Origin of the sequence: Massilia sp. 2TAF26, from assembly GCF_052115005.1 — a bacterium.
In the GTDB taxonomy this organism is placed as follows: Bacteria; Pseudomonadota; Gammaproteobacteria; order Burkholderiales; family Burkholderiaceae_D; genus Telluria.
In genome coordinates this window covers 397,732-416,044 of the sequence record NZ_JBFRFV010000001.1, presented here as the reverse complement: position 1 = coordinate 416,044, position 18,313 = coordinate 397,732, and the positions used below count along the sequence as shown (strand labels likewise).

Below are 18,313 nucleotides of genomic sequence, written 5' to 3'. Positions count from 1 at the left end.
CGATGAGCCAACTAAAGATTTACAACACGCTCGCGCGTGACAAGCAGATATTCGTTCCCAAGCAACCCGGCAAGATCAACATGTACGTGTGCGGGATGACGGTCTACGATTACTGCCACGTCGGTCACGCCCGGATGATGATGGCTTTCGACGTCATCTACCGCTGGTTCAAGGCCTCGGGCTACGAGGTCAGGTATGTCCGCAACATCACCGACATCGACGACAAGATCATCAGGCGCGCCGTCGACAACGGCGAAACCATGTCCCAGCTGACCACCCGCTTCATCAAGGCGATGGACGAGGACACCGCCGCCCTCGGCATCCTGCCGCCGGACTTCGCGCCGCGCGCCACCGAGCACGTGCCGCACATGCTGGCGATTATCGAGAAGCTGGAAGAAAAGGGCCTGGCCTACCAGGGCGAGGACGGCGACGTCAACTACGCCGTGCGCGAATTCCCCGGCTACGGCAAGCTGTCCGGCAAGTCGCTGGACGACCTGCGCGCCGGCGAGCGCGTCGACGTCAATACCGGCAAGCGCGATCCGCTCGACTTCGTGCTGTGGAAGGCCGGTAAGGAATCCGAACCGGCGGAAGCCAAGTGGGATTCGAAATGGGGCATCGGCCGCCCGGGCTGGCACATCGAATGCTCGGCCATGTCCTGCGCGCTGCTGGGCGAACATTTCGACATCCACGGCGGCGGCGCCGACCTGCAGTTCCCGCACCACGAGAACGAGATCGCCCAGTCGGAAGGCGCTTTTGGCCCGCCGATGGCGAACTACTGGGTCCACAACGGCTTCGTGCGCGTCGATAACGAGAAGATGTCCAAGTCGCTGGGCAATTTCTTCACGATCCGCGACGTGCTCAAGAAATACGATGCCGAAGTGATCCGCTTCTTCATCCTGCGCGCCCACTACCGCAGCCCGCTGAATTACTCGGACGTCCACATCGACGACGCCAGGGGCGCGCTGACCCGCCTGTACACGGCCCTGGCGGACGTGGACCTCGGCGGCGAGAAGGTCGAGGTCGACTGGGAAGAGGCGCATGCGCTCCGTTTCCGCGAAGCGATGGACGACGATTTCAATACCCCGCTGGCGGTAGCCGAGCTGTTCGACCTGGCTTCGGAAGTGAATCGCAGCAAATCGGTCAAGGATGCGCGCCAGCTGAAGGCGCTGGCCTCCGTGCTCGGTCTGCTCGAACGCTCGCCCCAGGAATTCCTGCGCGCCGGCACCCCGGGCGAAGGCGGCATGGATGAAGCCGCGATCATGGAGGCCATCGCCCGCCGCGCCGCCGCCAAGAAGGCGCGCAACTTCCTTGATGCCGACGCCATCCGCGCCGAGCTGACGGCCGCCGGCATCGTGCTCGAAGACAAGCCCGACGGCACGACCAACTGGCGCCGCGCCTGAGCGGCACGATCCGGAATGGCACTTTCCAAGGACCTCATGGGCTCGGCATCGACATTGCCCGACGTCCCGCCTTACTGGGCGGAGGCGAAGGCCGAGCTCATGCAGCGGGACCGCATCATGAACAAGCTGATCCCGCAGTTCGGCGACATGCACCTGCGCGGCCATCCGGACCCGTTTACGACCCTGGCCCGCTCGATCGTCGGCCAGCAGGTCACGGTCAAGGCCGCGGAAGGCGCCTGGCTCAAGCTGCGCGAACTGTGTCCGAAGATGACGCCCGCCCAGGTGATCAAGGCCGGCTTTGATCCCTTGTCCGCCTGCGGACTCTCGAAACGCAAGACCGAATACATCCTCGACCTGGCCGACCATTTCAAGGCCAAGCGGGTCCATGCCGACCTGTGGTCGCAGATGGATGACGAGGCGGTGATCGCCGAGCTGGTCCGTATCCGCGGCATCACCCGCTGGACAGCGGAGATGTTTTTGATATTTAATCTGCTCAGGCCGAACGTCCTACCGCTCGACGACGCCGGCCTGATCCAGGGCATCAGCCAGAATTATTTTTCGGGCGAACCCGTATCGCGCAGCGATGCGCGCGAAGTGGCGGCCAACTGGGAACCCTGGCGGACCGTTGCCACTTGGTATTTATGGCGCAGTTTGGACCCGATTTCCGGATAATTTCCGGTTAGAATAGCGCCCTTGCCGCCGCAGCACCGGTCGATCCCGGTCGCGGCCACGAACAACCCGGAGGTACAATGAGTAAAACAACTTTCCTCAGTTTTGAACAGCCGATCGCCGAGCTCGATTCCAAAATTGAAGAGCTGCGTTTCGTGCAGGACGATTCGGCTGTCGACATCTCGGAAGAGATCGACCGCCTGGCCAAGAAGAGCCAGCAACTGACGAAAGACATCTACGCCAAGCTGACGCCATGGCAGGTTTCCCAGATCGCGCGCCACCCGCAGCGTCCGTATACGATGGACTACGTGAACGCGATCTTCACCGATTTCCATGAGCTGCACGGCGACCGTACCTTCGCGGACGACCAGTCCATCATCGGCGGCCTGGCCCGTTTCAACGGCCAGGCCTGCATGGTGATCGGCCACCAGAAGGGCCGCGACACCAAGGAACGCGCGATGCGCAACTTCGGCATGCCGCGTCCGGAAGGCTATCGCAAGGCGATGCGCCTGATGAAGCTGGCCGAGAAATTCAACCTGCCGATCTTCACCTTCGTCGACACGCCGGGCGCCTTCCCGGGCATCGACGCCGAAGAGCGCGGCCAGTCCGAAGCGATCGGCCATAACCTGTACGTCATGGCCGAGCTGAAAGTGCCGCTGATCGCCACCATCATCGGCGAAGGCGGTTCGGGCGGCGCGCTGGCGATCGCCGTCGGCGACGCCGTGCTGATGCTGCAGTACGCGACCTATTCGGTGATCTCGCCGGAAGGCTGCGCCTCGATCCTGTGGAAAACCTCCGAGCGCGCGGCCGACGCCGCCGACGCCCTCGGCCTGACCGCCCACCGCCTGAAGGCCATCGGCCTGATCGACAAAATCGTCAGCGAACCGCTGGGCGGCGCCCATCGCGACCCGGCCGCCATGGCCCAGGGCCTGAAGCGCGCGCTGGCCGACACCCTGCGCCAGTTCCAGGGCATGAAGACCAAGGATCTGCTGGAAGCCCGTCACGCGAAGCTGATGGCTTACGGTAAATTCAAGGAAACCCTGCCGCGCGAAGAGTGAGCTCCCGTAAGAACGGACCGGACGACGACGCCGGTCCGGCCGCCCTTGCCGCGGCATCCTTTGCGCAGGCTTTCGCTCAGTTACGCGATGAGCTGCGCGCAGAACATTCCCCATCCTCCATCGCGGTCGCCCTCAGCGGCGGCCTCGATTCCATGGTCCTGCTGCATCTGGCGCACCAAGCCGCCAGTGCCGCCGGCCTGCCGCTGTTCGCCTTCCACGTCCACCACGGCCTGAGCCCGAACGCCGATGCCTGGCGCGCGCATTGCGCGGACGCGGCGGCAGCGCTGGGCGTGCCTTTCGACCATCGCGACGTCATGGTAGAGAAGGGCAGGAGCGGGCTGGAAGCAGCGGCCCGCAAACGGCGCTACGCGGCGCTGGGCGAGATGTGCCGCGCCCATGGCGTCGACCTGCTGCTGACCGCCCACCATCTCGACGACCAGGCCGAGACCGTGCTGCTGCAATTGATGCGCGGCTCCGGGCCGGCCGGCCTGTCCGGCATGGATGCATCCAACCGCGCACCAGGCCTGCTCGGCGACGAGCGGCTGGTGATGGCGCGTCCGCTGCTGGCGGTGGCGCGCGCCGAACTGGAAGCGTTTGCCGCGGCGCAGCAGATCGCCTGGGTCGAGGACGAATCCAACAGCGATCCGCGCTACGCCCGCAACGCGCTGCGCCGCCAGGTGATGCCGGTGCTGGCCCAGGCCTTCCCGGGCTTCCAGCGCCGCATCGCCCGCAGCGGCGCCCATGCGCAGTCCGCCCAGCGCCTGCTGGACGAGCTGGCCGGGCAGGACCTGGCGGCCTGCCTGGTGGGCGAGGGCCTCGACCTGGCGCGCCTGCGCAACTTCAGCCGCGACCGCGTCAACAACCTGCTGCGCCACTGGTTCTCGGTGCGCCGCCTGGGCATGCCCTCGACCGCCTGGCTGGAGCAGATGGTGGCGCAACTGCTGTCGGCGCGCGAGGATGCGCAGCCGCTGGTGTCGCATCCGGAAGTCGATGCGCGCCGCTACCGCGACCGTCTCTACCTGGTGCCGAAGCAGAAGGATCTGGCCGGCCTGCGCGATCCCGACGACGAAGGCATCATCGTCAAGCATGCCCAGGCCTTCCGCTGGAACGGCGAGCCCAGCATCGCCTTCCCGGACTACGGCGGGGTGCTGCATTTCGATGTGGCCGATACCGGGCTCCAGCCGGACTGGCTGCGCGGCCGCCCGCTGGAGATCGACTTCCGCAAGGGCGGCGAGCGCCTGAAGCTGGCGCCGAACCGTCCGACCCGCGGCCTGAAGCAACTGTTCCAGGCGGCCAATGTGCCGGTGTGGGAGCGTTCGCGCCTGCCGATCGTCAGCACCGGCTTCGACCTGCTGTTCGCCGCCGGGCTGGGGATGGATTGCCGGCACGTCGAACAAGGGGAAGGGCGCATCGCCCTGCGCTGGCAAGCCCTGTGAAGGTGGGCGGAAAGCGCTAATATGCACTTTCTGCATTACCTTATTCCAATAAGGTATAGATTTCGCATTACCACGTATTGTGATTCTGCACCGCAGCATGTAGAGTTTAAGACCCCTTCTATTTTTACAAGCGGAAATCCCCACTGTCATGGCTTTAATAGTCCACAAATACGGCGGCACGTCGATGGGATCGACGGACCGCATCAAGAACGTCGCTGCGCGCGTCGCCAAATGGCACGACGCCGGCCACCAGATCGTCGTCGTCCCCTCCGCCATGTCGGGCGAAACCAATCGCCTGATCGGCCTGGCAAAAGAGATCATGGCGCAGCCGGATCCGCGCGAGCTAGACATGATCGCCTCGACCGGCGAGCAAGTGTCCGTCGGCCTGCTGGCGATGGCGCTGCTGGCACGCGGCAAGGATGCGGTCTCGTACACCGGCTGGCAGGTGGGCATCAAGACCGATTCCGCCTTCACCAAGGCGCGCATCCAGTCGATCGACGACTCGCGCGTGCGCGGCGACCTCGAGGCCGGCAAGATCGTGATCATCACCGGCTTCCAGGGTGTGGACGACGAAGGCAATATCTCGACCCTGGGCCGCGGCGGCTCGGACACCTCGGCGGTGGCGATCGCGGCCGCGATGAAGGCCGACGAGTGCCTGATCTACACCGACGTCGACGGCGTCTACACCACCGACCCGCGCGTGGTGGACGAGGCGCGCCGCCTGCACAAGATCACCTTCGAGGAGATGCTGGAACTGGCCTCGCTGGGCTCGAAAGTGCTGCAGACCCGCTCCGTGGAATTCGCCGGCAACTACCGCGTCCCGACCCGCGTGCTGTCGTCGCTGACCGATCCCCTGATGCCGCTCGAAGAAGAAGCCATCTCGGGCACCCTGATTTCGTTTGAGGAAGAAAACAACATGGAACAAGCCGTCATCTCCGGCATCGCCTTCCACCGCGATGAAGCCAAAATCACCGTCCTGGGCGTCCCGGACAAGCCGGGCGTCGCTTACCACATCCTCGGCCCCGTCTCGGACGCGAACATCGAGGTCGACATGATCATACAGAACGTGTCGGTAGACGGTAAAACGGACTTCACCTTCACGGTCTCGCGCAACGACTACCAGCGCGCCCTGGGCGTCCTCGAAGCGAACAAGGAAGAACTGGGCTTCACCCGCCTGCTGGGCGATGCGAAAGTGTCGAAGGTCTCGGCGGTCGGCGTCGGCATGCGCAGCCACGTCGGCGTCGCCTCGCAGATGTTCCGCACCCTGGCGGAAGAGGGCATCAACATCATGATGATCTCGACCTCCGAGATCAAGATTTCGGTCCTGATCGACGAGAAATACATGGAGCTGGCGGTACGCGCCCTGCATAAAGCGTTTGACTTGGAGAAAGCTTAACTTTTTCAAAAAAATTGGCCGTGCTTCCTTGACCAAATGAAGTGTGGCCATTAATATGCGTGCACTCAGCGACAACGAGCAACACTGTTAAGAGCTGACTGGAGGCGTGGCCGAGTGGCCGAAGGCACTTCCCTGCTAAGGAAGCATACGGGCTTAAACCTGTATCGTGGGTTCGAATCCCACCGCCTCCGCCAGAGATTCAAACAAAAAAGCGACCGCCAGGTCGCTTTTTTGTTTTCCGCGGCAGAACAGGCGAGCAGGGCGCCTGCGCGCCCTGCGGGTGGGATTCGAAGCCGCGCGCATGCTTGCGCGCGGGCGGCCTGCGGAATGTAGGCGAATCCCACCGCCTCCGCCAGAGATTCAAACAAAAAAGCGACCGCCAGGTCGCTTTTTCGTTTTCCGCGGCATACACGCCGCCCTGCACACCGACTCATGCAGCCGCGCGGCCCCGTGAAGCCGGCCGCATGCAGCCATGGACAAGCAGGCCGGCCGCGGCGGCCGTCACGGCGGCAAGCATGAAGGCGTGCGCAAATCCGGCGCCGAAGCCGGCGTGGACCAGGGATTCGAGGGCGGGAGCCGGCAGGCCCTTGGCGGCGCCGACAGCGTGCCCGAGGTCGCCGGCCACCAACCGTTCGACCATGGCGGGCGCCACAGGCAGGCCGAGCCGCGGCAGGCCTTCCAGCAGCAGGCCGCGTACGCCGCTGGCCAGCACCGATCCGAGGCTTGCGAAGCCGAGGAGGATGCCGCAGAAGCGCGAGGTTGTGCTGATTCCCGATGCCATGCCGGCGCGCTCGGCCGGCACCGCACCCATGATGGCTTTCTGCGTTTCGCCGTTGAGCAGGCCGCCGCCGGCCCCCAGTATCGCCATCCCGACGGCGTCGAGGACGCCCGCACCGGTCGTGCGTGCCGAGTACGCCATGACCAGGTTGCCGGCGCCGACGACCAGCAGTCCGAGCGTCAGGATCCGGTAAGCGGGCATGGACGCCGCGAGCCAGCGCCCCACCTGGGGAAACACCAGCATCGACAGTGCGAACGGCAGCATGCGTACGGCCGCCGCGAGCGGCACCGCGCCGCGCGCGTTCTGCAGATAGAGGGGCAAAAGGGAGGCCATGACCTGTGCCGACGCCGCATACGCCAGCATCGCGACGATGCCCCCGATGAAGCGGCGGTTGCGGAACAGCGCCAGATCCAGCATCGGCGCCGGCGTCCGGCGTTCGACGCCGACGAACAGCGCGAACAGGCTGGCGCCGGCCAGGCAGCGCAGCAGCACCGGGGCGCTGGTCCAGCCTTCCGCCGGGCCGCCGATCAAGGCCCAGGTAAACGCAAACATCGCTGCCGAGAACAGCAGGACGCCCGGGAAGTCGACGCTGCGCCGTTCCGGGTAGCGCGATTCGGGCACCCAGCGCAGCACGGCGAGCGCCAGCCCCGCGCACACCGGCAGGTTGATCAGGAAGGCCCAGCGCCAGCCCAGCGCATGGCTGATGACGCCGCCGACGAGAGGCGACAGCACCATCGTCAATCCCATGATGGCGCCCCACACCGCCCATACCCGGGCGCGGTCCGCCTCGCCGTGGAAGGCGTGGCCGATCACCGCCAGGGAAGGGGCGAGCAGGAATGCCGCACCCACGCCCTGCGCCGCGCGCGCGAGGTAGAGGCCCTGCGCGGTGGAGACCACGGCGCAGGCCAGCGAAGCAATCGCGAACCCCGTCAGGCCTGTAAGCAGCACGAGCTTGCGTCCGCAACGGTCGGCAATCGCGCCGGCCGGCAGGAGCAGGGCTGCAAAGCACAGCAGGTAGGTGCTGACGACCCATTCGATGTCGGCAAAGGTGGCGTTCAGGTCCCTTGCGATGGCTGGGAGGACCATGCCGACCAGGTTGGTGTCGAGGACAGTCACGGCGCAGCCCAGCGATGCGGTCAACAGCAGTGCCGTGGAAGAAGCACGGGCGCGGCTCACCGGTAGATCGAGGGCGAGTTGTCGAGAGGGCATGGCGATGGGCTCCGTTTGCTTGGGTCAATCGCCATTACAACCGAGGATTCAATTAGCTTCAATCACGCAAAAAGATGAAATAATTCGCTAATATCGAATACTGAAAGCTGGAAGCGCATATGGACCTGCGACACCTCCGATATTTCGTGGTCGTGGCTGAGGAGCTGCATTTCGCGCGCGCCGCCGAGCGGCTTGGCATCGCGCCGTCGACGCTGACGGTACAGATCCAGGAGGTCGAAAGGGTGCTCGACGCAAGGCTGCTGCAGCGGACCAAGCGCAGCGTGAGCCTGACGGCGGCCGGCCAGCTGTTTCTCGAGCAAGCGCGCGCCAGCCTTGCGCAATTCGACCGGGCGCTGAACGTCGGGCGGCGCGCCGGCCGCGGCGAGCTCGGCTGGATAAAACTGGGTTATGTCGGCTCGGCCGTGTTTGCCGGCATCCTGCAGCAGCAAATGCTGCGCTTTCGCGCGGCATGGCCGGAAGTCCAGCTGGAAGCGAAAGAAGTGCCGATGGGGCGGCTGCCCGACCTGGTCGCGGGCGGGCAGGTCGACATCGGCTTCGTGCGCCTGCCGATCGCGCTGCCGGACGAACTCGGCGTCCATGTCCTGCAGCGTAACCGGTTCTGCGTGGCCCTGCCTGCCGATCACCGGCTTGCCGCGGCGGTGTCGCCGATCCTGCCGCAGCAGCTGGCCGACGAGAGCTTCGTCGTGCCCGAACAGGAGCTGGGCACGCGCGAGGTGGGACGGCGCGGCGGATTCAGCCCCAGGATCGTCGCCACGCCCGGCAGCCTGGTGGCGGTGCTGGCCAAAGTCTCGATGCGCACCGGTGTCGCGGTGGTGCCGGACGTGCTGGTCACGACCGTCCTGTTGCCCGACGTCGTGTTCAAGCCGCTCGCCGGAGACGCGATTACCTCCGATCTGGCGGCCGTGTTCCGCCGCAATGAGCGCGCTCCGGCCGTGAAGAACATGATCCGGCAGCTCGCGCAAGCCGCATTGCCGGACGGTTGATTCCGGCATGCGTCTCCGAGCCGCCCACCGCGCGCACGCTCGTGCGCGGGCGGTCTGCAATCGGGAGGATGATTCGTCATATCCCATCAAGTCCTGAAATCAGCCGCCATGCAAACGAAACCAAGGACCAGACGAAACAATGCCTCGACCTCCCAACTGGACCTGCCCTTCGTCCAGCCCGAAACCCTGCGCAACCTGGGCTATTACCTCGGCATCTGCAAGGCCTTCGCCGCCTACCACAAGCGCTGGCCGACGCCCGGGTCGACCCGCGAGGAATTCCGCGCCGCGCGCGTGCCGGAGTACGACGGCACGCGGCTCGAGCGCGAGCTGCGTTTTCCCGGCCCGGCACTCGAAGCCGACCCCGCCTACCAGGCGCTGCGCGAGCGCTGCCTGGCCGACGATCCCCACGCTGAAGTAAGCATATCGGCGCTGCATCCAGGCTACCGCGAAACCCTGCAGGACGAAGATGTCGCCACACTCTTCGACACCATCACACTGCCAGGCAACGCCGGCCCGGGCGCGGTCCGCTACGCCACCGGACTACCGGCGCATGCTCACGACGAACTGAGCTTGCGCCTCGGCGCGGCAGTGCGCGCGCAGGCGCTTGCCCTTGCCGCACTCGATCCCGACGATCCCATGGTGCGCGCAAAAGCCTTCTCCGTGCGCGTGCGGGCGACGGGCGAGCTGACGAGCTTCATGGAGCGCATCGGCATGCCGCTTCCGCCGCCGCCCGAAGGGCTGGCCGACCATTACCTTCTCGAGGCCGACGACCAGGGGCGCCTCACCATCCGCTACCAGCTGCGGGAGGGCAGCCGCTACGCGGGCCGCTTCGACGTCCAGCGGCTGACCGGACAACTCGCATCGGCCTACGCCGCCAGCCCGGAGCTCGCCCGCCTGCGCAATACCTGAGCGAATGGGCCGGCGCCATCCGCCTATCGACGTTTCCTGGTCCGGCCCGCGGACGGCGTCACATCCGCGCCGCCGAACAGGTCGGGCTGGACCGGCGTCGCGGACGGTACGGGCGCGGCGGGCGCCGGCGGAGCAGGGGACGGAGGCTCGGCCGGGCCGGCGGTATCGAAAGGATCGATCGCGGCCGCCAGGCCGTTCGCATACGCCAGCACCTGGTCGAGGATGTCAACTTTGGCGGCATCGAGGGGCTCGCCCGCCTGGCCCAGCCTGCGCCGGCAATCGGCGACCGCGGCCCGGACCATCGAGACCGTGCGGCTGCCGGGATAGCCCGAGATCAGCTTGTCGAAGCGGTGCTCTTCCCACTTGTCCTGCTCCCGCTGGGACAGGAAGGCCGGATAGTGGCGCGCCTTGTAGCGCAGGAAGAGGGCGGTCAGCCTGGGATCGCTGAACTCCGGCCTGACCGACGCCAGGTTGGCCGGATCCAGGGTCAACAGCTGGTCGAGGGTGCGGCGGTCGTTGCCGATGAAGCCCGCGTACAGGGCCTCTTCGGGATCGCCGTCGAAGGATGGCGGCGTAAACGCCACCTGCAGCAGCCGGGGCAGGTCGACCGCCTGCAGCACCTCCCGCATGTCGGGGACGTTCGCCAGCGCCGCATCGAGATCGATGCCCAGCTCGGCCGCCCGCTCCGGCGACAGGAGATCCAGCTTCCTGAACACGGCCGGCGACTTGTTCGCGGCGATGCAGTGGATGGGCATGCGGCTGAAGCCCTCGGGCTGGTCCTCCTGCCTGGTGAACAGGCGCCTGCGCAGGGTCTCGGCGTCGATGTCGAGCAGCTGGCGCGGATCCCCGGCCAGGTCCCAGGCGATGACTTCGTTCCTGTTGGTGGGGTGGGCCGCGACCGGCATCATGATCCTGACCCCGGCGGTTTCCGGCGAGCCGCGTCCGACATGGAGGAAGGGCGCCTGCCGTTCCGGGTCCATTTCCTGTAGCGCCAAGGCCTTGTCGCGCATCGAGAAGCAATGCGCGTACAGCGCCGGCTGCCGCTGCCGGATCAGCCGTGCGAGCCCGATGGTGGCGCCGACGTCGGACAGCGCATCGTGCGCCAGTTCGTGCGGCAGGCCGTTCGCCTTGCTGAGGCGCGCCAGCTTGAACGACGGCTTGCCCTGGTCGTCGCGCGGCCACTCCAGCGTGTCGGGGCGCAGGGCGTGGACGGCGCGCACCAGCCCGATCAGGTCCCACCTGCCGCATCCATCCTTCCATTCGCGGGCATAAGGATCGATGAGGTTCCGCCAGAACATGAAGCGCGTGATCTCGTCGTCGAAGGCGATCGAGTTGTAGCCGAAAGAAATCGTTCCCGGCATCGTCATCTGGCGGCGGACTTCCGCCACGAACTGCAGTTCCGGGAGGCCCGCTTCCTCGCACAACTGCGGCGTGATGCCGGTGATGACGCAGGCATCGGGGTCGGGCAGCAGGTCCGGATAAGGCTTGCAGTACAGGGTCATCGGCGTGCCGATGAGCTTCAGTTCCATATCGGTGCGAACGCAGGCGAACTGCATCGGCCGGTCACGGCTCGGATCCAGGCCCGTCGTTTCGTAATCGAAGACCAGCAAACTGTTCATTGGGCCTCTCATGGAAGTGGACACCATGCCAACATGATACGCGCGATGCAAAAATGTGAGCATCATGACAAATCCGCGCGTACCGGCAGCGGGGCAAGTGTTGCATTTTGTCCCGAACTGCTTCACCTCAAGAAAGACCCTATGCTTTCGAATTTCCGTATCGGTTCGCGCCTGGCGATCGGCTTCAGCATCACGATCGCCATCATGTTGCTGATGTCGCTGATCGGCATTAACCGCATCCGTCACACCAGCGCGCTCACCGACCAGATCGTCAAGCAGCGCTATGTGGCGGTTGAGCAGACCAACGTCATGCGCAGCTACGCCAACCGCGGCGCGCAGGCCTTGCGCAATGCCATGCTGGCAACCGACCCGGCGCAATCGGCCAAGTTCTTCGACGCCGTGCTCGATGCCGACCGCGTCGGCAGCGAAGCCGCCGGCAAGCTCGGCCAGCTGATGAGTTCGGACGAAGAAAGGAAGCTGCTCGGCGACCAGGGCAGTGCCTTCGCGGCCTTCACCGCCAAGCGCGCGCTAGCCATCGACCAGTTCAACAAGGGCGATCGCGCGGCCGCCATCGACTTCCTGTTCGCCACCGTGATCCCGCTGCAAAACGCCTATTTCGGCCGTCTCGACGCCTTGCTCAAGCACGAAACCGAACGCGTGGACCGGCTGGGCCAGGAGGCCTCCGAAGCGTCGCACGACGCCACCGTTCTCATGCTGGCGCTGCTGGCCCTGGCGACGGTCGTCTCGGCCCTTGCCGGCTACCTGATCACGAAGTCGGTCACCAGGCCGATCGGCGAAGCGGTGGCGCTCGCCGAAACCGTCGCCCAGGGCGACCTGACGATGAGGATCGAGGTCACGCGCGGCGAAACCGGACGCCTGATGGAGGCGCTCAAGACCATGGTGGCCAGCCTCACGGACACCGTGAGCGCGGTCCGTTCGAGCACCGACACCATCGCGACGGCTTCGGCGCAGATCGCCGCCGGCAACCTGAACCTGTCCTCGCGAACCGAAGCGCAGGCCGGCAGCCTCGAAGAAACCGCCTCGTCGATGGAAGAATTGACCTCGATCGTCAAGACCAACGCCGACAACGCGCGCCAGGCAAGACAGTTCGTCGTGTCGGCCGCCGACCACGCCAGCCGGGGCGGCGAGGTGGTCACCGAGGTGGTCTCGACCATGGGGGCGATCAAGCAAAGCTCGGCCAAGATCGTCGAGATCATCGGCGTGATCGACAGCATCGCCTTCCAGACCAATATCCTCGCGCTCAACGCCGCGGTGGAAGCGGCGCGTGCCGGCGAACAGGGCCGCGGCTTCGCCGTGGTGGCGGCCGAGGTGCGCAACCTGGCGCAGCGCTCGGCCGGCGCGGCCAAGGAGATCAAGGCGCTGATCGAGGACTCGGTCGCCAAGGTCGACGCCGGCGGCCGCCTGGTCGACCAGGCCGGCAGCACGATGAGCGACATCGTCGGCTCGGTGAACAAGGTGGCCGCGCTGATGAACGAATTCGCCGCCGCCAGCGCGGAGCAGAGCACGGGCATCGAGCAGGTCAACATTGCCATCGTCGAGATGGATCAATCCACCCAGCAGAACGCCGCGCTGGTCGAGGAGGCCGCGGCGGCGGCGGCGAGCCTGGAAGAGGAGGCGCATCACCTGTCGGACGCCGTCGGCGTGTTCAAACTGCACGCGGGGTCGTTGGATCGCCGGCCGCCGCGCCGGCCAGCCTTAAGCATGTGAAGCCGGCCACGCCGGAAACCAGCGAGGCGACCAGGATCGCCATCTTCGACCCGTTGACGATGCCGGCCTCGCCCGTGAAGGCGAGATTGGTGATGAAGATCGACATGGTGAAGCCGATCCCGCCCAGCAGGCCGGCGCCGAGCACGTGGCGCCAGGCCAGGCCGGGCGGCAGGCGGCACAGCCCGAGCGACACGGCGGCGAAGCTCGCCAGCACGATCCCGACCGGTTTTCCGGCGCCCAGGCCGAGGACGATGCCCAGGCTGTTGGACGTCATCAGTCCCTGCACCCAGTCCGCGCCGATCGTCACGCCCGTGTTTGCCAGGGCGAAGACTGGCAGGATCAGGAAGGCCACCGGCTTGTGCAGCAGGTGTTCGAGCCGGTGCGATGGCGAAGTCTCGTCGTCGCTCCTGGCGGAATACGGGATCGCAAAGGCCAGCAGGACGCCGGCGATGGTCGCGTGCACGCCGGACTTCAGCATGCAGAACCACATCAGGACACCGCCCAGCAGATAGGGCGCCAGGGCCATCACGCGTCCCATCCGGTTCAGCAGCACCAGCAGGACGAACACCGCCAGCGCCGCGGCCAGCCAGCCGAGCGAGACTTCCGCCGTATAGAAGAGAGCGATCACGACGATGGCCCCGAGGTCGTCCATGACCGCCAGGGCCGTAAGGAAGATCTTCAGCGAGGCCGGCACGCGGCTGCCCAGCAGGGCCAGCACGCCGAGGGCGAAGGCGATGTCGGTGGCCATCGGGATGCCGAGCCCCGCCTGCGTCGGCGTGCCGTGGTTCAGGCCGAAATGGATGAGCGCCGGGACGACGATCCCGCCGGCCGCCGCCACGATGGGGAGCAGGGCGTTCTTCAGCTCGGACAGTTCGCCGTTGTACAGCTCGCGTTCCAGTTCGAGCCCGATCAGCAGGAAGAACACCGCCATCAAGGCGTCGTTGACCCAGTTTTCCACCGTCAGGCCGGCCAAGGGCTGCTGCCAGAAATGCAGGTATTGCCCGCCCAGCGGCGAGTTCGCAAGCAGGAGGGAGACGAGGGTGCAGAGGATCAGGACGGTGCCGCCGGCTTTTCCGGATGCGGCAAATTCTTGGAAAGTATTCGAGAGGAAGCGGGTCATATGGGCGTGATTTGACCGCGTGGCGGCCCGACCAGCGCGAATCCTGTCGTACCGGGCGGTACGATCACCCAGCCGCTATTATAGCCGGGTGTGGAATGTGCGACGCCGCCTTTCCCATTTTACATGTCGGGATGATATGATGCTCAGAATCATTATTTTGTTTTTTGCATCTGTCCCCCGTAATGGAATCACAGCAATTTCTCTTTGGCGAATGGGTGGTCGACCCCTCGACCAACAGCATTCACCAATCGGGGGAACGCCGGCAGATGGAGCCGCGGGCCATGGAAGTGCTCGTGGTGCTGTGCAAGGCGGCCGGCAAGATCGTCAGCGCCGATGAACTGCTGGCGCAATGCTGGCGCACCGACGTCTACGGCGACAATCCCGTCCACAAGATCCTCGCCCAGCTGCGGCGCCTGCTCGGCGACACCGCCAGTGCGCCCAGCTACATCGAAACCGTGCGCAAGCGCGGCTACCGCACCCTGGCCCCGGTCAGCTTCGGCAAATCGGGGCAGGGGACGGCCGGCAGGTGGGCGGACCGGACCCCGTTCCGCGGGCTGGCCGCCTTCGATGAAACGCATGCCCAGGTCTTCTTCGGCCGCGACGAGGCCATCCGCCGGCTCCTGAAGTCGGTGGACGCCCAGATCGGGGCGGGGCTGGCGCTGCAGCTGGTGCTCGGGCCCAGCGGCTCGGGCAAGTCCTCGCTGGTCCGCGCCGGCCTGTTCCCGGCGCTGGCGCCGGCGCTGCGCGGCGGCGGACCGGCCCTGCTGTCCACCACCGTCTTCGATCTCGCCGAGCAGGGCGAGCAGAGCCTGCTGGTCGCCCTGGCCGGCGCCATGCTCGACCTGCAGGCCGGCGATGACGGCGTGTTCCCCGGCGACAGCGCGATGTCCCTCGCCAGCCGACTGGAGCGGGACCGCGAAGGCGTGCTGCGCCAGCTGGCGCAAGCCCTGGCCGCGGGGCAGGGCGACTACGGCCAGCTGCGCTTCGGCATCTTCATCGACCACGCCGAGGCCCTGTTCGCGCCGGGCCGCTGTCTTGACGCGGAACGCGACGCGCTGCTGGGGACCATCGAGGCCCTGGCGCGCAGCGGCGCGGCCCTGCTGGTGATCGGCTGCCGCAACGATTTTTATCCGCACATCGCCCGCCACCCGCTGCTGATGGACGGGAAGCCGAATGGCGCCCACTTCGACCTGGCGCCGCCCACCTTCGCCGAGATCGCCCAGATCATCCGGCTGCCGGTGGCCGCCGCCGGGCTCTCCTTCGGTACCGATCCGCAGACCCAGGCGCGCCTGGACGACGTGCTGTGCGAAAGCGCCGCCGCCAGCCCGGACGCCTTGCCGCTGCTGCAGTACTGCCTGCAAGAGCTGTATGCCCTGCGCAGCGACAGCGGCGAGCTGGGTTTCGACGCCTTCCGCCAGCTCGGCGGCGTCGAGGGCGCGATCGCCCAGCGCGCCGAGCAGGTGGTCGCCCGCTTCGACGAGGCGCAAAAGGCCGCGCTGGAGCGCGTCATGTCGCTGGTGGTGGTCATCGCCGCCAACGAGGAGACCGTGACCAGCCGCCGGGCGCCGTGGTCGGCGCTGCGCGGCGAGGCCGAGCGCCGGGTGGTCGACGCCCTGGTCGAATCGCGCCTGTTCGTCAGCGAGCTGCTGGGCGAGGTGCCCGGTTTCGGCATCGCCCACGAAGCCATCCTGCGGCGCTGGCCGCGCATGCGCGAATGGATCGAGGTCCACAAGAGCGCCTTGCTGGAGCATGCGCGGCTGGCCAACCAGGCCGCGCGCTGGGTGCGCGAAGGGCGCAGCGCCGAGCTGCTGCTGCCGCGCGGTAAACAACTGGAAGCGGCGCGGACGTTGCAGGAGTCCGGCCAGTTCGCGCTGAGCGAAGACCAGGCGCAGTTGATCCGCCTGTCGCTGCACCGCGCACGCAGGGGCGAGCGCCTGCGGCTGATGGCCATGGGCAGCATCGTCGTGCTTGCGCTGCTGGCGCTGGCGCTGGGCATCAGCGCCACCGCCTCGCGCAAGCTGGCCGAGCAGCGCCGCCTCGAGGCCGAAGGCCTGATGGGCTATATGCTGGGCGACTTCGCGGACAAGCTGCGCCCTCTCGGCCGCCTCGACCTGCTCGACGGCGTCAGCACCAAGGCCCTCGACTACCTCGGCGCCAGGGGCGAACAGGAGTCGAGCATGACCGCGCTGGCGCAGCGCGCGCAGGCGCTGCAGGTCATCGCCGAAGTGCGCCGCGCGCGCGGCGATTCCAAAGGCGCGGTGCAGGCGCTGGACGCGGGCCAGCGCATTCTCATGGAACAGCATGGCCGCGCGCCGGCGAACGTCGAGGTGCTCAAGAACCTGGGTGTGAATGCGTATTGGCTTGGGCAGGTGGCGAAGGACCGCAGCGACTTCGACAAGGCTGCCGCGCACTGGCAGGACTACCGCCGCTTCAGCGACGACCTGAGCCGCCTCGAGCCCGGCAACGTGACGTGGTGGATGGAGCAGTCCTACGCCCACAACAATCTCGGCTCGCTGGCGGTTTCGGGTGGCGATCCCCAGACCGCGGCGCGTGAATTCGAACAGTCGATCGCCCTCAAGCGCCGTGTGCTCGAGCGCCAGCCGAACGACTGGCCGCTGTTGAAAGAGCTGGCGGGAAGCGTTTCGTGGCTGGGCGCCGCCAGACAGGCGCTGGGCGAGTTGAGTGCCGCGGGCGCACTGTATGAAGAGGAGATGGCGATCGTCCAGCGGCTGCGGGCAATGGCGCCGGGCGAGGCGCTGTGGGCCAGGAGCGAGGCCTGGGCGCTCCAGCACCGGGCCGCCAACCGCCTGGCACAGGGTCAGGACGAGGCGGCGCTGCACGACTACCGGGCCGCGCGCCTGCTGATGGCAGGACTTGCGAAGGCGGACGAGAAGAATCTCGGCTGGCAGGCCGAAGCCGGTGGGCTGGAATTGCAGGAGCTGGTCATCATGGCGCGCACCGAAGGCAGCGCCCGCGCCGTCGCCGCGATGCGGGATCTGCATGCGCGCATGGCCGGCCTGGCGGCAAGGGATCCGAAAAACGCCACCTGGGCGCGAACGGCGGGCCTGACCCAGGCCTGGCTGGCGGAACTGCTGCTGCAGGACGGCCGGGCCGGGCCCGCACGCGAAGAAATCCAGGCTGCGTTGGCGCGGCTGCGTGAACTCCACGCCGCCAACAAGGCAAACAAGACCCTGGGCCAGGCCCTGATCCGGGCCTTGCTGGTGTCGGCCGACGTCGACAATGCCGCGGGCGACGGCGCCGCGGCGCGCACGGCCTGCCGTGGCGTCGTCGACATGCTGGGGCCGGACGCGCCGTCCTCGCGCGACTACTATGTGCTCGAGCCCTGGGTCAGGGCCAACTACTGTCTCGGCCAGGACGGTCCCGCCGGGCAGGCGGCCGGGCGCCTCAAGAGCTTCGGCTTCGCCGACCGCGGCTATCTGCAATTCCTGTCTTTACAAAGCAAAACGAAAGGGAAGTCATGAAGACGGCTACACCACAACGCAACGTCACGATCGCGATCTGCGGCCGCAGCGCGGACGACGCCCAAGTCAGGTACAGCTACTGGTCGCCGGTCGACGGCGTCACGCGCACCGCCACGTCGAGGTGCCACCTGGACCAGACGCGCGCGACCAACACGCTGTTCCTGCTGGATTACCAGTCCAGCCTGAACGGCTGGACGATCACCGGCGTCGAGCCGAATCCGGCCGGCGCACCGGCGCTGGAAACCATCCCCGGCCCGGCCGGGCAGTCGGTGATGACGCTGTTCCCGAGCCTGCCCGTCGCCGAGACCTTCAAGTTCTTCATCGTGTACACGAACACCCTGACGGGCGCGGTGGTCCGTTTCGATCCGCAGGAAGACAACACCCCGGTCCCGCCATGATGCACTGAGCTTCGCTCTTCCAGCATGAAATACGGGCCGCGCATTGTCGTGGCCCGTGTCTTTTTTAATCTTTGAAATCAAACGCTTAGCATCCGGAAGGAAACCGG

Annotated in this window: 13 protein-coding genes and 1 tRNA gene; 11 read left to right on the top strand and 3 right to left on the bottom strand. The window is 66.7% G+C overall.

Going from position 1 to position 18,313, the window contains the following annotated elements:
* Nucleotides 1–2 precede the first annotated feature (2 nt).
* The 6 genes from cysS (at nt 3) to AB4Z32_RS01925 (ending at nt 6,153) form a co-directional block, all read left to right on the top strand.
* Nucleotides 3–1,400, top strand: coding sequence for a cysteine--tRNA ligase (cysS, locus tag AB4Z32_RS01950; RefSeq protein WP_441933831.1), 1,398 nt, complete (start codon nt 3–5; stop codon nt 1,398–1,400).
* Between the two features lie 15 nt (nt 1,401–1,415).
* Nucleotides 1,416–2,072: a DNA-3-methyladenine glycosylase family protein gene (locus AB4Z32_RS01945; protein WP_441933829.1), complete on the top strand. Its 657-nt coding sequence runs from the start codon at nt 1,416–1,418 to the stop codon at nt 2,070–2,072.
* 77 nt (nt 2,073–2,149) lie between these two features.
* The gene (locus tag AB4Z32_RS01940) at nt 2,150–3,127 is read left to right on the top strand and encodes an acetyl-CoA carboxylase carboxyltransferase subunit alpha (protein ID WP_441933827.1); all 978 of its coding nucleotides are present in this window, start codon (nt 2,150–2,152) and stop codon (nt 3,125–3,127) included.
* On the top strand, nt 3,124–4,563 hold the full coding sequence (gene tilS / locus AB4Z32_RS01935; protein ID WP_441933825.1) for a tRNA lysidine(34) synthetase TilS: 1,440 nt from the start codon (nt 3,124–3,126) through the stop codon (nt 4,561–4,563). The genes AB4Z32_RS01940 and tilS overlap by 4 nt, the downstream gene beginning before the upstream one ends.
* Nucleotides 4,564–4,711: 148 nt before the next feature.
* Entirely contained in the window at nt 4,712–5,959 is a 1,248-nt protein-coding gene (locus tag AB4Z32_RS01930) for an aspartate kinase (protein WP_441933823.1), read from the top strand.
* A gap of 100 nt (nt 5,960–6,059) precedes the next feature.
* A tRNA-Ser gene (locus AB4Z32_RS01925) sits at nt 6,060–6,153 on the top strand.
* A gap of 236 nt (nt 6,154–6,389) precedes the next feature.
* Here the strand turns inward: AB4Z32_RS01925 and AB4Z32_RS01920 are convergent.
* Nucleotides 6,390–7,946 (bottom strand): MFS transporter, encoded by a 1,557-nt coding sequence (locus AB4Z32_RS01920; protein ID WP_441933822.1) that lies wholly within the window; start codon nt 7,944–7,946, stop codon nt 6,390–6,392.
* Nucleotides 7,947–8,065: 119 nt separating this feature from the next.
* Here AB4Z32_RS01920 and AB4Z32_RS01915 point away from each other — a divergent pair, with 119 nt between their 5' ends.
* Both AB4Z32_RS01915 and AB4Z32_RS01910 read left to right on the top strand, forming a co-directional pair.
* Entirely contained in the window at nt 8,066–8,950 is an 885-nt protein-coding gene (locus AB4Z32_RS01915; RefSeq protein ID WP_441933820.1) for a LysR substrate-binding domain-containing protein, read from the top strand.
* Between the two features lie 108 nt (nt 8,951–9,058).
* A complete protein-coding gene (locus AB4Z32_RS01910; protein ID WP_441933818.1) occupies nt 9,059–9,859 on the top strand; it encodes a hypothetical protein in 801 nt (266 codons plus the stop codon).
* Between the two features lie 23 nt (nt 9,860–9,882).
* Here the strand turns inward: AB4Z32_RS01910 and sbcB are convergent, their stop codons facing one another.
* On the bottom strand, nt 9,883–11,478 hold the full coding sequence (gene sbcB / locus AB4Z32_RS01905) for an exodeoxyribonuclease I (RefSeq protein ID WP_441933816.1): 1,596 nt from the start codon (nt 11,476–11,478) through the stop codon (nt 9,883–9,885).
* Nucleotides 11,479–11,619: 141 nt separating this feature from the next.
* On the opposite strand from sbcB, the gene AB4Z32_RS01900 reads away from it, so the two are divergent.
* The gene (locus AB4Z32_RS01900) at nt 11,620–13,206 is read left to right on the top strand and encodes a methyl-accepting chemotaxis protein (RefSeq protein ID WP_441933814.1); all 1,587 of its coding nucleotides are present in this window, start codon (nt 11,620–11,622) and stop codon (nt 13,204–13,206) included.
* Here the strand turns inward: AB4Z32_RS01900 and nhaA are convergent.
* The gene (gene nhaA / locus AB4Z32_RS01895; RefSeq protein ID WP_441933812.1) at nt 13,145–14,326 is read right to left on the bottom strand and encodes a Na+/H+ antiporter NhaA; all 1,182 of its coding nucleotides are present in this window, start codon (nt 14,324–14,326) and stop codon (nt 13,145–13,147) included. The genes AB4Z32_RS01900 and nhaA overlap by 62 nt on opposite strands.
* Nucleotides 14,327–14,508: 182 nt before the next feature.
* Here nhaA and AB4Z32_RS01890 point away from each other — a divergent pair, with 182 nt between their 5' ends.
* Nucleotides 14,509–17,808 (top strand): nSTAND1 domain-containing NTPase, encoded by a 3,300-nt coding sequence (locus AB4Z32_RS01890; RefSeq protein ID WP_441933810.1) that lies wholly within the window; start codon nt 14,509–14,511, stop codon nt 17,806–17,808.
* Complete coding sequence (locus AB4Z32_RS01885; RefSeq protein ID WP_441933808.1) at nt 17,805–18,206, top strand: hypothetical protein; 402 nt, start codon at nt 17,805–17,807, stop codon at nt 18,204–18,206. Before AB4Z32_RS01890 ends, AB4Z32_RS01885 begins: the two co-directional genes overlap by 4 nt.
* Nucleotides 18,207–18,313: the final 107 nt, after the last annotated feature.